13 protein-coding genes are annotated in these 13,747 nt (G+C 69.0%); 5 read left to right on the top strand and 8 right to left on the bottom strand.

Annotation, left to right across the window (positions count from 1 at the left end; all coding sequences use genetic code 11):
• Nucleotides 1–990: 990 nt before the first annotated feature.
• Both WA670_RS06520 and WA670_RS06515 read right to left on the bottom strand, forming a co-directional pair.
• Complete coding sequence (locus WA670_RS06520; RefSeq protein WP_037807546.1) at nt 991–1,674, bottom strand: hypothetical protein; 684 nt, start codon at nt 1,672–1,674, stop codon at nt 991–993.
• Complete coding sequence (locus WA670_RS06515; RefSeq protein ID WP_037807545.1) at nt 1,671–2,066, bottom strand: helix-turn-helix domain-containing protein; 396 nt, start codon at nt 2,064–2,066, stop codon at nt 1,671–1,673. The genes WA670_RS06520 and WA670_RS06515 overlap by 4 nt, the downstream gene beginning before the upstream one ends.
• Before the next feature lie 140 nt (nt 2,067–2,206).
• On the opposite strand from WA670_RS06515, the gene WA670_RS06510 reads away from it, so the two are divergent.
• A complete protein-coding gene (locus tag WA670_RS06510) occupies nt 2,207–3,343 on the top strand; it encodes a methyltransferase domain-containing protein (RefSeq protein ID WP_336157142.1) in 1,137 nt (378 codons plus the stop codon).
• A 14-nt stretch (nt 3,344–3,357) separates the two neighbouring features.
• Here WA670_RS06510 and WA670_RS06505 read toward each other — a convergent pair whose 3' ends face one another.
• On the bottom strand, nt 3,358–4,191 hold the full coding sequence (locus WA670_RS06505; RefSeq protein WP_336157141.1) for an enoyl-CoA hydratase/isomerase family protein: 834 nt from the start codon (nt 4,189–4,191) through the stop codon (nt 3,358–3,360).
• 122 nt (nt 4,192–4,313) lie between these two features.
• Between WA670_RS06505 and WA670_RS06500 the strand changes: the two genes are divergently transcribed.
• The gene (locus tag WA670_RS06500) at nt 4,314–4,694 is read left to right on the top strand and encodes a winged helix-turn-helix transcriptional regulator (protein ID WP_037807737.1); all 381 of its coding nucleotides are present in this window, start codon (nt 4,314–4,316) and stop codon (nt 4,692–4,694) included.
• 124 nt (nt 4,695–4,818) lie between these two features.
• Here the strand turns inward: WA670_RS06500 and WA670_RS06495 are convergent, their stop codons facing one another.
• From WA670_RS06495 to WA670_RS06485, 3 genes are read right to left on the bottom strand one after another with little or no spacing between them, the layout of a single operon-like run.
• A complete protein-coding gene (locus WA670_RS06495; protein ID WP_037807536.1) occupies nt 4,819–5,442 on the bottom strand; it encodes an AAA family ATPase in 624 nt (207 codons plus the stop codon).
• Between the two features lie 19 nt (nt 5,443–5,461).
• Nucleotides 5,462–5,761 (bottom strand): TFIIB-type zinc ribbon-containing protein, encoded by a 300-nt coding sequence (locus WA670_RS06490; protein ID WP_078870243.1) that lies wholly within the window; start codon nt 5,759–5,761, stop codon nt 5,462–5,464.
• Between the two features lie 33 nt (nt 5,762–5,794).
• Entirely contained in the window at nt 5,795–6,163 is a 369-nt protein-coding gene (locus tag WA670_RS06485; protein ID WP_037807534.1) for a VOC family protein, read from the bottom strand.
• A 94-nt stretch (nt 6,164–6,257) separates the two neighbouring features.
• On the opposite strand from WA670_RS06485, the gene WA670_RS06480 reads away from it, so the two are divergent.
• A complete protein-coding gene (locus WA670_RS06480; protein WP_336157140.1) occupies nt 6,258–6,725 on the top strand; it encodes a CGNR zinc finger domain-containing protein in 468 nt (155 codons plus the stop codon).
• A gap of 708 nt (nt 6,726–7,433) precedes the next feature.
• Here the strand turns inward: WA670_RS06480 and WA670_RS06475 are convergent.
• The gene (locus WA670_RS06475) at nt 7,434–8,732 is read right to left on the bottom strand and encodes a DUF445 domain-containing protein (RefSeq protein ID WP_037807530.1); all 1,299 of its coding nucleotides are present in this window, start codon (nt 8,730–8,732) and stop codon (nt 7,434–7,436) included.
• Between the two features lie 29 nt (nt 8,733–8,761).
• Between WA670_RS06475 and WA670_RS06470 the strand changes: the two genes are divergently transcribed.
• A complete protein-coding gene (locus tag WA670_RS06470) occupies nt 8,762–9,928 on the top strand; it encodes a pyridoxal phosphate-dependent aminotransferase (RefSeq protein ID WP_238603481.1) in 1,167 nt (388 codons plus the stop codon).
• Between the two features lie 441 nt (nt 9,929–10,369).
• On the top strand, nt 10,370–11,815 hold the full coding sequence (locus WA670_RS06465; RefSeq protein ID WP_336157139.1) for a hypothetical protein: 1,446 nt from the start codon (nt 10,370–10,372) through the stop codon (nt 11,813–11,815).
• Between the two features lie 436 nt (nt 11,816–12,251).
• Here WA670_RS06465 and yczR read toward each other — a convergent pair whose 3' ends face one another.
• Nucleotides 12,252–13,691 carry a MocR-like transcription factor YczR gene (gene yczR, locus WA670_RS06460; RefSeq protein ID WP_275295567.1) on the bottom strand — a complete coding sequence of 480 codons (1,440 nt, stop codon included), beginning with the start codon at nt 13,689–13,691 and terminating at the stop codon, nt 12,252–12,254.
• Between the last annotated feature and the right edge of the window lie 56 nt (nt 13,692–13,747).

Below are 13,747 nucleotides of genomic sequence, written 5' to 3'. Positions count from 1 at the left end.
GTTTGGCCGCGGTTATCTCAACGACGGCTGTCGGGGTGACAACGGTCACTCCGGTTGGGTGCCTCGGCTTAGGTCGGACCCAGTCCGCTGGCCCATGAAGCTAGGTCCGACCCAACTCGCTGCCGTGAGCCTAGGTCGGACCTAGTCGGCCGTGACGAAGCTAGGTCGAACCCAGTCCGCCGCCAGAGAGCCTAGGTCGGGCCTAACTCGCTGCCGTGCATCTAGGCCGAACCTAACGATGCTCGCGCGAGGTGGGCTCGACCCAACATCGACTTCGCCGCAACATCCGCGGCGGCGCACGGCGACCGGACCAACCCGCCCGACGCTGCCCCCGAAACACCCCGCACAGGGCGACGGCGGCACGGTCCTCCGATTCAACGGCGCGACGGCAGGTTCACCGACACCCCCGCTGCCACATCCCGGCACGCCGCCCGATTCAGCGGTGCGGATCAGCAGCGCGGGCCCAGTCCGCCACGCGGCGGCGCGGTGGCAACCTCACCACACCCCCGCCGCCACATCCCCGGACGCCACCTGATTCGGCGGCGCGAGGCACAGTCCGCCATGCAGCGGCACGGCACCACCGTCCCCAACACGGCGACGCTGCCGCCAACCCAACGGCGCCCCCGAGCATCCCCCAACACGGCGACACTGCCGCCAACCCAACGGCGCCCCTGAGCATCCCTCAACCCGGCGGCACCGCCGCCAGCACAACGGGCGCCCCCGAGCATCCCCAACACGGCAACCACCGCGGCCAACCCGACGGCACCCCGGAACATCCCCCAACACGGCAACCACCGCCGCCAACCCAACGCCACCCAGGAACATCCCCAACACAGCACACGGCGGCCGGACCAACCCAGGCCCGGCCGCCGTGCGACCCCTCGATTTTCAATTCTCGCCCTCGGCGTCCCCGGCGCAAACCGGTCCGCCCCAACGGTTCCGAGTGCCGGAGCACCCGAACCGCCGATCAGTGCGGCAGTGACTCCGCCGTCACTTCTCCGTCTTCGGCGCGGCCGGCTTCTTCGCGTTGGCCGTCGTGCTGGTGGTCGTGCGGCGGGCCGGCGTGGCGGTCTTCGGCGCGGTGCGGTTCGCGGCCTTGCGGGCCACCGACCGGGTCTCGTGCGCGACGTTCTCGCCGATTTCCTCAACCGCGTCCGCGGTGTCGCCAGCCACCTCGGTCACCTTGCGGGCAGCCTTCTCACCAGCGGAACGGGTGCGCTTGGTGACCTTCGCCAGCACGCCGTCGACGCGCTCGCGGGTCTCCTCGGTCAGGCCGTCGACGCGCTCCTGCGCGGCGGTCAGCGCGTCGTCCAGCTGCTCAAGGGCCTTCTTGACCTGCGGCTGCGCGGCGATCTTGTCCCACGCCTGCTCGCCGGACTCGGCCAGCTTGTTGTACAGCTTCAGCGCGGCCTCGGTGTACTCGTCGATGGCCTTGCGCAGTTCGGCCGGGTCGAGCTTCTCGCGGAGGCTTTCGACGTCGGTCGGCAGCTCCTCGAAGCCCTTGCGCGCGGCCTCGGTGTTCTTGGTGACGTTGGCGCGGGCCTTGGCGACCGCGTCGGTCACGGCCTGGCTGGCCAGGTTTCCGGCGCCGAGCGCGGCGAGCAGCGGGGTGCGGACCTGGTCGAGCGCGGTGTTGACGGCCTTGCGGACGTCCTCGGTCTTGGGCGTGGTCATGCCGACTCCTCAGTGGTCTCTTGGGTGGTCTTCGGTGCGGTGTTCGCGGCGGCGTTTTCGCGCCGGAAGGACTCGTAGACGTCGAGCAGGACCTGCTTCTGCCGTTCGGTCAGCTCGGCGTCGGCGCGGATCGCGTCGCCGACCGGGCCGCCGGTCGGCAGGTCGAGGATTCCGGCCTGCACGTACAACGCTTCGGCCGAGATCCGCAGCCCTTTCGCGATCTGCTGGAGGATCTCCGCGCTGGGTTTGCGGACCCCGCGCTCGATCTGGCTCAGGTACGGATTGGACACTCCGGCGAGTTTCGACAACTGGCGCAGCGAAATCTTCGCGGAACTGCGCTGCTGGCGGATGTACTCGCCGATGTCGGAGGCGATGTCCGCGACCTTGTCCATGGGGCGCTGTGCTCCGCCGGGTTCTGTCATCCGGTCACCTCCTCGCGACCTACTCGACAGTACGCTCGCGTGCTAGCTATTGCAAGCACCCTGCTTGCAACCATCGAGTGTGGTTCCGCTCACCCCGTTACCCTGGGCTTATGCGGGCACAACGGTTGCGTCGACGCCTGGTCCGGCACCTCGTCGAAGAGGACGTGCTGCACGACGAGGCCTGGACCGACGCGTTCGCGACCGTCCCCCGGCACGCGTTCCTGCCGCGGTTTTTCGTGCCAGCCGGCGACGGCTGGGCGGCGGTCGACCGCGGCGATCCGGACTGGCTGGACCGCGTCTATTCGCGCGACGTCCTGGTCACCCAGCTCGACGACGACCCGTCGCTATGGGACCGGGCCCGCGCGCACGGACCGGTCCCCGGCGTGCCGACCAGTTCGTCCAGCATGCCCGCGATCATGGCGATCATGCTGGAAGAACTCCTGGTCCGCGACGGCGACCGGGTGCTGGAGATCGGCACCGGAACCGGGTACAACGCGGGTTTGCTGTGCCACCGCTGCGGTTCCGGCCAGGTGTCCACAGTGGACATCGACCCGGTCATCGCGGCCGCCGCGCAGGAACGCCTCGCCTCCTGCGGCTACGCCCCCGCGTGCGCCACCGGCGACGGTGCACTCGGTTTCCCGGCCGGAGTGCTCTTCGACCGGGTCCTGTGCACCGCGTCGGTCTCCCGGATTCCCCTTGCCTGGCTTGCTCAAACCCTCCCCGGCGGACACATCGTCACCACCCTCAACCGCCCGTTCGGCGGCGGGCTAGTCCGCCTCACCGCAGGCGAAGGCGCGACCGCCGAAGGCCAGGTCCTGGCCCGCGACGGACGCTTCATGCCCCTGCGCGCACATCGCCTGCCGCCGCTCGCGGACCTGCCGTCCGCTGCCGATGTGCAATGGTGCCCGACTGAACTGTCAATGACAGATGTGCTTAAACCACAACGACATTTCGAGTTTTTTGCGTCACTGGAACTACCTGAGGTACGCCCGGTGCACGTCGACCCGAACGGCGCTTTCGCACTGTCCCATCCGGACGGTTCCTGGGCCCGGACCCGTCGCACGGACTCCGGTTTCGAGGTGGCACAAGGAGGTCCGCGCGCCTTGTGGGATATCGCCGAGGAAGCGCACCGGCGCTGGGAATCGCTCGGACGCCCCAGCCGGTCGCGTTTCGGCCTCACGGTCAACGCCGACGAGCAGACTTTCTGGCTGGACGATCCGCAATCCGAGAATCGCTGGCCGCTGTAGGGCGGATCCGCCGATCACCCCGCCAGCCCGCGAAGCAGCCCCTCCAGATCGCGCTCGCCCGTCCGCGTTTGCGCACCCCGCGCCAGTCCGCCCCGAATTAGCGCTTCCGCCGCAGGACGCGTGAACTGTCCCGCCCAAGCGTCGTGTTCCCGCTGAAATCCGGTGGCCAGATCATCCGGAACGACGGCTTTTTTCGCCGCGGCGATCACGCCTTCCGGCAACGCGGCGATGTTGCGGGCCAGCCGATCAACCACTTCTTCGAGTTCGTCAGCAGGCACGGCCCGGTTGACCCAGCCGTAGCGTTCGGCCGTCCGCGCGTCGTACAACTCGGCACCGAGCACGATTTCCAACGCCCGGTTGCGGCCGACCCGGTTCGCCAGATACTGCGTCCCTCCGCCGCCCGGGACAATCCCCATCAGCGCCTCGATCTGCCCGAGCCCCGCGGTCTCGATCGCCGCGAAGGCCAGGTCCACGGCCGCGACGAACTCCGCCCCGCCGCCTCGCGCCAGACCGGCGAGCTGCACGATCGTCACCTGCGGTTGCTGCCGCAGAAGTTCGCCCAACGCCTGGAAAACGTTGAGCCCCAAGGGAATCTCGGGAGCGAAGTGGTCGAACGCGTCCGGAGTGTCGACCAGAGACATGTCGACGTGCGCGATGAAGAAGTCCGGGTCGGCGCTGTCGAAAACGATCACGCGCGCGGAATCGTCGGCTCGCAGCGTGAGCAGCAGCCGCCTGAGGTCCGCCATGAGAGCGACGTCGAGGACGTTGACGGGCGGGTTGTCGATGGTGACGCGGACGATGCCGCCCTCGCGGCGCACGCGCAGGGTCGGGTAGTCGTCGGGGTGCATTCGGGTCTCCGATACGTATCCGGCAGGCAGCTAGGTTCCTGATGTATACCTAGGCTCGGGCGCGGACCGACCAGCGTCAATAACGCACTTTGGGCATCGCAAGGATCATGGAGGATACCGAGATGGCCGCTCCCGACACCGGCACTGTGTACCGGGCCGACTGTCCCAGCCGCCCGATCCTCGACCAGATCGCCGACAAGTGGTCGATGATGGCGATGGCAGTCCTGGAGGAGCCGCGCCGGTTCAACGACATCAAACGCCGACTGGAAGGCGTGACCCAGCGGGTGCTGACCCAAACCCTGCGCAGGCTGGAACGCAACGGCATGATCGTGCGGCGAGTACTGCCGACGTCCCCCGTCGGAGTCGAGTATTCCCTTACGCCACTTGGCGAATCACTGCGCGAGCCGTTCGGCCGACTGTACGACTGGACCGTCGCGCACACCGGCGAAATCCACGAATCCCAGCAGCGCTACGACGAACGGCTCCGCGCGGAACAATCGTGAGGCGTCACTAGGTCCGACCCAGCCAAAATCCTGCTCCCGCACTGATCTCTAGGTCCGACCCAGCTCACACACTGATCCTTAGGCCCGACCCAGCTCACGCACCGATTCCTAGGTCCGACCCAACTCACGCGCCAGTCCTTAGGTCCGACCCAATTCTGGCCCGAACCCACTTCTCCACCGCGGTCACGACGTCCTCGAGCGGAGCCTCCGTCGTGTCGATGGACTCGACCTGCCCGCGTATCCACAGGTTGAACTCGAGCATCTCCTCGATCCGCGGCTCGTCCCACTCCCGCCACGCCGGCCGGGCACGCAACCGGCGTCGGAGGGTCTCGTTGTCCGCGACCAGCGCCAGATAGTGCACGTCCGAGAAGAAAACGCGCTCTGGCAACGGTTCCAGCTCCTGCGGCGCGACCGTCCCGCACAGCACGACCGGTCGTCCGTTCTGGTGCAGCATCGCCGCCATCCGCAGCCAGGCCCCGCGAAACGCCGGGTTGCCGGGGACGTCGTCCTGCAGCGCGCCGGTCCACAGCACGTCCTGCTCTAGCACGACGGCCTCACCCGCCAACCGCTGCGCCAGCTTCGGCCCGACTGTCGATTTGCCGCCCGCGCTCGGCCCCGTCAACGCGAACAACGGCAGCCGCCGGAACGGCCACCGGTGTCCGCACTCCACACACCGCAGAAGGTCCGCCTCGGCCTGTGGACAACTCGCGCGGTCGCCACAGGCCGGACAGATCCGCAGGTCAAGCACTACTGGAACGGTGGACAACTCAGTCGAAGAGGTTCTCGAGGAAGCTGCGCTTGCGTCGTCCGCCGTACGGGCGCGGCGAATCCCCGTAACCACCGCGGTACGGCCGCGGCGAGTCCGCGTGCCCGCCTCGGTACGGGCGCGGCGAATCGGGACGGCCGTAAGGCGGTGGCTGCTGCCGGTAGAAAGCGCTCTCGGCACCGGCGATCTGCTCCAGCTCGCCGCGGTCGAGGAAGATCCCGCGGCAGCCGTCGCACTGCTCGATGTGGACGCCGTTCTTGTCGACAGTGCGCATCATGTTCTGACACTTCGGACAAATCACGCAGCCGACCCTACGCGGATTCGCCGCGCCGTGTCAGCAGGCGCAGAGGCAGAACGGGTGGCCGACCGGATCGGCGTACACCCGGAAGGTCTCCGGAGAATCGTCGAGCAGCTTCGCTCCCAGCCCGAGAATGCGCTGGTGAGCGGCCTCGAGATCGGGAACGTCGAGGTCGAGGTGCGCCTGCTGCGGCTTGTCCTGCGACGGCCATTCGGGCGCGCGGTAATCAGCCACCCGCTGAAATTCCAGCCGAACGCCGCCGCGCGGGTCGACGAGCGTGGCCCAGTGGTTGTCCGGAGCGATCTTAGGTTCGTCCCACTCAAGCAGGGAGCGGTAGAAGCCGGCGAGTGCCCCTGGGTCCGGACAGTCGAACGCAACGCCGCCGAAAGTCGGAATCGCACCCATGTTGCGGCCATCCTCTCCTAGTCGCGTAACCAGTAAAGTGAGTATGGGAGTTAGTGAGCCAGGTCGCAACCGGTATCGCCCGTACACTGGGCAGGTGCACACCGACGCTTCCTTGGTGGTCGCCTTCCTGAACACCGTCGACATCGAACGGGGCGACGACCTGCTGGACGATCCGGAGCTCTGGCGGCAGTGGGCCGCGGACCACGACGTGTCACCGAACGATCCCGCCGAAGCCCGCGCCGTACGCGACAGCCTGCGCGCCGCCGTCGGCGACCCGCGGCTGCCCGCGACCAAGCTGGACGTCCCGCTCCGCTTCACCCTCACCGAAACCGGCCCGGCACTGCTCACCCCGGACGCCGTCACCGCGACCCTGGCAGCGACCACCCGCCTAGCCATCCGCGGCGACTGGGTCCGCCTGAAAATCTGCCCCGCCGACGACTGCCTGTGGGCCTTCTTCGACGAATCCCGCAACCGCTCCCGCACCTGGTGCTCGATGCGAGTCTGCGGAAACCGCGAAAAAGCCCGCTCCTGGCGCGCCCGCACGGCGGCTGTGCACAACTGACCCCCTGTGGACAACTTGTCCACACACACCACATGTGCACGTGCAGATGCCCCGGGTCCCCACAAGTTGTGGACAGCGATTAGGCCATCACCGTGAATTCCTGTGGATAACCCCGGGGATAACTCAGCTTCCTGTGGACAACTGGTTTGAACAAGCGATGGCTGTGGTATAGGACGCCGCGCATCCGACCGACCACCCGCCGCAGCCAGTCGAGGCCGAGGAGAACCACGGAGGGCGCTGCACCCGAAGCGCCGGGACACCCGCGCTTTCGGGCCGCGATCCGCAGGGCTCCACGGCGACCAATCGAGCGCTGGCTCGATGGCGAATTCCGCTCAACCACAACGAAAAACCGAGCCGAATGCCAGCCCGGATCCAACGGCGACCCCGACCCGCCGCGACCAAGTCAGCCGACCGCCGCGCGGCAACCACGCCACCCTGAACCGCACCAACCAGACCAACACGGCCAACCACCGTGCGGCGACCGCACTACTCTGAGCCGCCCCGGCTTGACTAGATCAGCCAATCACCGACCGGCAGCTGCGTGATCCCGAGACGCACCCGCCAAGCCAAGCCGCCCAACTACAACCGACCGGCAACCGCTGGCCGACATCCCTGGCTGATGGCCGATGGCAGGCGAACTCCGCCCCGACAGCCGCGCCCCCAACCCAGCCACCGCGGCCAACCCACCGCCCGCACAGCGCAACAACCTCAAAAAAGCAGCTGCGCCACCGCGTAAATCACCAGCCCAGCCAGTGCACCCACCACAGTCCCGTTGATCCGGATGAACTGCAGATCCCTCCCGACCTGCAGTTCGATCTTCCGGGACGTCTCCTCGGCGTCCCACCGCTCCACCGTGTCCGTGATGATCGTCGTGATCTCGCGGGAGTAGTGGGTCACCAGGTAAACCGCCGCGCTCTCCACCCAGCCGTCCACCTTCGACGTCATCGACGGGTCGTCCACGAGACGCTTGCCGAGCGACTCCAGGCCGCCGCGGACCCGCTGGCGCAGTTCGCTGGAAGGGTCCTCCGCGGCGTTCAGCAGCATCTCCTTGGCCGTCGCCCACGCGTTGCCGATCAGCTTCTGCACTTCGCCGTGGTTCACGATCTGGCCCTTGACCTGCTCGGCCCGCTCCATCGTCTTCGGGTCGGTCTGCAGGTCCTGCGCGAACTCGCCGAGGAACTTGTCCAGCGCCAGGCGCATCGGGTGGTTGACGTCCGTCTTCACCGCCCAGGCGAAGGTCAGGACCTCGCCGTACACCTTGTCCGCCAGCATTTCGTCGACGAACTTCGGCGACCAGCTCGGCGCGCGGTCCGAGACCACGCGCAGCATCGTCTGGTGGTTGTCCCGGACCCATTCGTAGGCGCGGTCGCACATCAAATCCACCAGCTTGTGGTGCGCGCCGTCCTCGAAAACGCCCGCCAGGATCTTGCCCAGCGGCGGGCCCCACGGCTTGTCGATCACGCGCTTGACCACGGCCTGCTCCATGATTGCCTGCACGTCCTCGTCGCGGAGCACCGTGACCGCGCCGCGCACGACGGTCGCCAGTTCCGACGTCACGCGTTCCGCGTTGTCGCGCTGCGAGAGCCAGCCGCCGAGCCTGCTCGCGACCTCGACGCGGCGGAGCTTGTCGCGGATGACGTCGGGAGACAGGAAGTTCGAGCCGACGAACTCGCCGAGACTGTTGCCGAGCGCGTCCTTCTTGTTGGGGATGATCGCGGTGTGCGGGATCCGCAGTCCGAGCGGATGCCGGAACAGCGCCGTCACCGCGAACCAGTCCGCGAGCGCACCGACCATGCCCGCCTCGGCCGCGGCGCGCACGTAGCCGACCCAGCCGCTCCAGCCCGCCGACTCCGCCCAGCTCGTCAGCAGGAACACGATCGTCGCGCCGAGCAGGAAAGACAGCGCGACCAGCTTCATCTTCCGCAGGCCGCGCCGTTTCGCCTCTTCGCCGGCGGTGCCGCCGGGCGGATCCGCGGGCGTGACCTTGGCAGGGGTGAGTTGCTCCACACCGCCATTGTCCGTGAGGATGCGTTCTCGTGCGTGAACCAGCTCTCGTCCCCCGCCTCCGCCCGTTCACCTCGACGGTCTTCGCGGAGATGACCGCGCTCGCCGTCCGGCACGACGCGGTCAACCTCGGCCAGGGCTTCCCGGACACCGACGGGCCCGCCGGGATGCTCGAAACGGCGAAGAACTCCCTGTTCGGCGGCGACAACCAGTACCCGCCCGGGCCGGGCCGTCCGGAGCTGCGCGCCGCGATCAGCAGGCACCGCCAGCGCTACGGGGCCAGCTACGACCCGGACACGGAGATCCTGGTCACCGCGGGTGCGACCGAGGCCATCGCGGCGTCGCTGATCGCGCTGACCGAGGCTGGCGACGAGGTGATCGTGGTCGAGCCGTACTACGACTCGTACGCCGCCGCGGTCGCGATGGCGGGCGCGCAGCGACGCGTCATCGGGCTGGTCGAAACCGAGAACGGACAGCTCGAACTCGACCTCGACGCACTCCGCGACGCGATCACGCCCAAAACTCGCGCAGTGCTGCTGAATTCGCCGCACAACCCCACGGGCACCGTGTTTTCGCGCGCGCAGCTGGAGGAAGTCGCGCGGCTGTGCGTGGAGCACGACCTCATCGCGGTCACCGACGAGGTCTACGAACACCTCGTCTTCGACGGCGCCGAGCACCTGCCGCTCGCGTCGTTCCCCGGGATGCGCGAGCGGACCGTCGCGATTTCGAGCGCGGGCAAGACCTTCAACTGCACCGGCTGGAAGATCGGCTGGATCTGCTCGACGCCGGAGCTGGTGGCCGCGGTGAAGGCAGCGAAGCAGTTCATCACGTTCGTCTCCGGCGGACCGCTGCAGCCGGCCGTGGCGTACGCGCTCGACAACGAGCTTGAGTGGGTCGAAAACCTGCGCGCGAGCCTGCAGGAGAAGCGGGATCGGCTTTCCGCTGGTCTTGCCGATGCGGGATTCGCAGTACGGCCGAGTGCGGGGACGTACTTCGTGACGGCTGACGTGCGTCCGCTCGGTTTCGAGGACGCCGCAGAACTCGCTTGGACGCTTCCGGAACGCGCCGGAGTCGCCGCGGTACCCGTCAAGGTGTTCACGGATCACCCGGACGAGTGGAAACATCTGCTGAGGTTCGCGTTCTGCAAGCGCAACGAGGTGATCGACGAAGCCGTCGAACGCCTGCGGAAACTCGTCTGACGACTGGCGCCCGGGCCCGGTTCGCCCCTGCGGGAACGAGATACCGAGAGTGTCGCGGTGGCCGAAACATCGGGTCAACGCCCGAATTCGCGCCGCGGACGGGCCGCCCGGATGGCCGCATCTGGCCCGGTTGAGGCGACGCAGGGTGATCGACTAGGGCGGATCGGACACCAGAGCCGGTGCGGACGTTCCGCCTTACGGGGTGGATCGAGCGCGGGAGAGATGAAACACTCGCGTCCGGTGCTAGAAAGAGGGCAGCCCCGGGGGACCTGCGACCTGGCCGGAAGACAGCCCCAGCAAGATCAGTCTCGTGCGGTGGCACGAGCTTCAGGCGCGGACGGTGGTGGTGGCGTGACCGGCATGGCGCATTCGCGCGGCCTCGCACATCCCGTGGCGTCCGGCTTCAGTCCACTTGGGAACGCGGGTCCCGCGCTCCTCGGAATGGCCGACCGCGCTTCGAACCGCACCGAGCGGAACTCCTCTTTCGCGCGCGCGGGCGCGCGACGGCGGCCCCGAGCCTGGGCTGCTCCGATCGCCCGGCCCGCCGCCCGGATCGCCGTCGCCGGCGGACTCACCCTGGCCGGATGGCTGCTCGGCGCGGCGTTGTCGCAGGCGAACGCGGCGGCGGACGAGCACATCGACCGCCCGGCCGCTTCGGCTCCCGACACCGAACCGGAGCACCGCTACGCCGGAACGGCCACGTCCGGCACCCTCACCTGGGCCATGCCCGGCGCGCAACGCGCCTCGCTCCACCGGTTCCACATCTCCGCCGACGACTACCGGCCGGACGTGAGCTTCCGTCCGGCCGCTGTGTCCGGCAACGGCCCGGGCCACCACGCCAGCATCGCGGTGACCCGGCCCTCGACCAAGATCACCAAGCCTGCCAAGGCAAAGAGCCCGGGCGCGGCGAAACACCACGCACCGGCGAGCGACCCCGCGTCCGACGCGACCACTCAGCCGGTCAGCAGCCCGAGCAGCGAGCCCGGCCAGAGTTCGCCCAGCGCCGAACCCCAGCAGGGCCTGCCCAGCAGCCCAAGCAGCACCAATCCCGAACCCCAGCAAGGTCTGCCCAGCAGCAAGCCCAGCAGCGCCAATCCCGAACCTCAGCCGGGTTTGCTCGGCAGCACCAGCAACGAGCCCAGCCAAGGTTCGCCCAGCACCCAACCCGAGCCGGGCTTGCTCAGCAGCATCAGCAGCATCAGCAGCGAACCCGAGCCGCAGCAAGGGCTCCTCGGCGGTCTTCTCGGCGGCACCAGCCACGATTCCGGCCCGGGCCTCCTGGGCGGACTTCTCGGCGGCACCGAAACCGGCCACCCGGGGCTCCTCGACGGCATCCTCGGAACCGTCAACGACACTGTCGACACGACCCTGCACACCACGGTCACCTCGGTCGACACCGTGATCGACACCGCGCCGGTCCGGGTTGTCGAGCCGCCGGTCGACACGGTCGAGCCGACTCCGGTCGCCAGCGGGTCGATCAGCGTCTCCGTCCCGGCGGGCAAGCTGGCGAAAGAGCCGGAAGCGCCGGTTGTCGTGCAGGTCAGCAAGCAAGCGCCGGTCGTCCACTCCGCGCCCGCCCGTGTCCTCGCCGCGCAGCCCGCCGCCAAGCAGGAAACCCAGCCCGCGCCGCCGGTCAAGGAACGCAGCCAGGCTGGCGGCGGCAGCAGCGGTGGCGGCGAAGGTCTTCCCTCGGCTCCGGCCGCGCCTGCCGCGCCCGCGTCGACTGTCTCGCCGGGACACGACGGGCACGGCGGTCTGCGCCAGTTGTTCGCGCTGGCCGGCGACGGCGACACCGTCACTCAGCTCAAGCTCATCGGCGCCAGCCGCGACCACGAGGTCGACGGCGCGGGCAGGGACGCCGCCCTGCCGACCACCTCCCCGGACTGACCCGCCAACCGGTTATCCGGGGAGAGCTCCGTCCACCTCAAGATCAACTTCTTGATCGCGCGCGCCCGTTCGCTGCGCCGGACTCACCCCTTCGCACCAGTGCTACTTCGATCAAGGGGCTGAACCATGACCGCACTTCCCGACCGGCCGACCGCGCCCGGCCGGATCGGGTCCTGGTCCCGGCGCCGCGCTGCCCCCGCGGCGCCGGGACCCACCACGGGCGTGCTCCGGAGGCTTTCGCTCACCGCGCCGAGCAAAAGCCTGCGCCAACCGAAGCCCGCCTGAACCGAGGGCGCTTCCCGGCACTTCGAGGGGCTGTGCCGGGAAGCGCCTCGGACGATCGGCCGGTGCGCCGGACAGGTGACCGCCACCATCCCTGGAGTGGCTGGATCCCATCCGGTGCACCGGCTGTTCATTTTTCGGAGACAAAACCGCGCTAGGTCACCGCAATCCGTTCCGCGGGCACATCCGCGCAGCCGCGCACCGAAGCCGCCGCCGCGCTCACCCGCCGCACCGCCTCCGGCAATTGCTCGCGCGGCAGCCCGAACGGCAGCCGCAGCCAGCGTTCCAACCCGCCGTGCACCCCGAACCTCGACCCGGGCGCGATTTGGACCCCGTGGTTCGCCGCCGACACCGCCAGCCGCGTGCTCATCGGTTCCGGCAACCGGCACCACAGCGACAGTCCGCCGGGCGGCACCTGGAATGTCCACTCTGGACAGTACTTCCGCAGTGCCGCGACCGTGATGTCCCGTTGCTCCCGGAATTCGGCCCGGCGCCGGGCGAGCACGTCGTAGCCTTCCGGTTCGAGCAGCGCGGCCAGCACGAGCTGGTCGAACACCGGCGCGCCGAGGTCGACCGCGAACCGGGAGGACTGCAGTCGATCGAGCAAATCCGTCGACGCCCGGATCCAGCCCAGCCGCAATCCGCCCCACTGCGATTTCGCCGCGGATCCGACGCTCAGCACCAGATCCCCGCCGAACGCGGCCAGCGGCGGCGGACCGTCCACCGGATCGCCCTCGTAATCCAGTTCCACCAACGATTCGTCGACCACGACCGGCGTCCGCGACCGGGCGAGCAGCCCGCCGAGCCGTTCCCGTCCGGCCGCGTCGAGGCGCAGTCCGGTCGGGTTCTGGAAGTCCACCACGAGGTAGCCGAACCGAGGCGCGGCCTGGCGCAGCGCGGCCTCGATCCCCGGCAAATCCCAGCCGCGCACCGGATCGAGCGCGACCGGAACCGGCAACGCGTGCGTCGCGCGGACGGCGTCGATGGCGTTCGGATACGTCGGCTGCTCAAGCAGAACCCGGTCACCGGGCCCGCTCAGCATCCGCAGGCAGAGCACGAACGCGGAGTACGCACCGGACGTCACCAGCACCTGGTCCGGCGACGTCGGCAGGCCGCGCGCGGTGTAGCGCTCGGCGATCCGCTCCCGCAACCGCGGCAGTCCCCCAGTGAGATAGCCGTTTCCGCTGACGTACTCGACCAGATCACGCCGCGCGGTGTCGAACGCGGCCATCAGCCCAGGCACAGCGGGCGGCGCGGCCCGCGCGAGGTCGAGAAGGTCGTCCCGGACCGCCTCGGCCTCGTCGCGGTTGCCCACGCCCGCCACCCACGACCCAGCCCCGCGACGGCTGGCGACGAGACCGTCCGCGCGAAGCCGATCGAGCGCCGCCCCGATCAACGTGCGGCTGACCCCGAGCGCGTCAGCGAGTTCGCGCTCGGCGGGCAGCCTCGTGCCAATCGGCAACTGCCCGTCGAGCACGTGCAACTCGACCGCCGCGGCGAGGTCGGTCGCCCCCTGCCGGGAGCCACGCTGCCGCCACTCCCCCAGCAATATGGCCAATCGCCGTCCCGAGATGCGGCCGCCCAGAGGTTCCATAAGGCCAATTATCGCGCATTGGCCATGGCATACCAGGCCAGTTGGCGCCAATAGTG

The organism is Amycolatopsis sp. VC5-11 (genome assembly GCF_037034185.1).
Taxonomy (GTDB): domain Bacteria; phylum Actinomycetota; class Actinomycetes; order Mycobacteriales; family Pseudonocardiaceae; genus Amycolatopsis; species Amycolatopsis nivea.
Note: the sequence above shows the minus strand (reverse complement) of the source record. Positions and strands in the feature narration are given on the sequence as shown.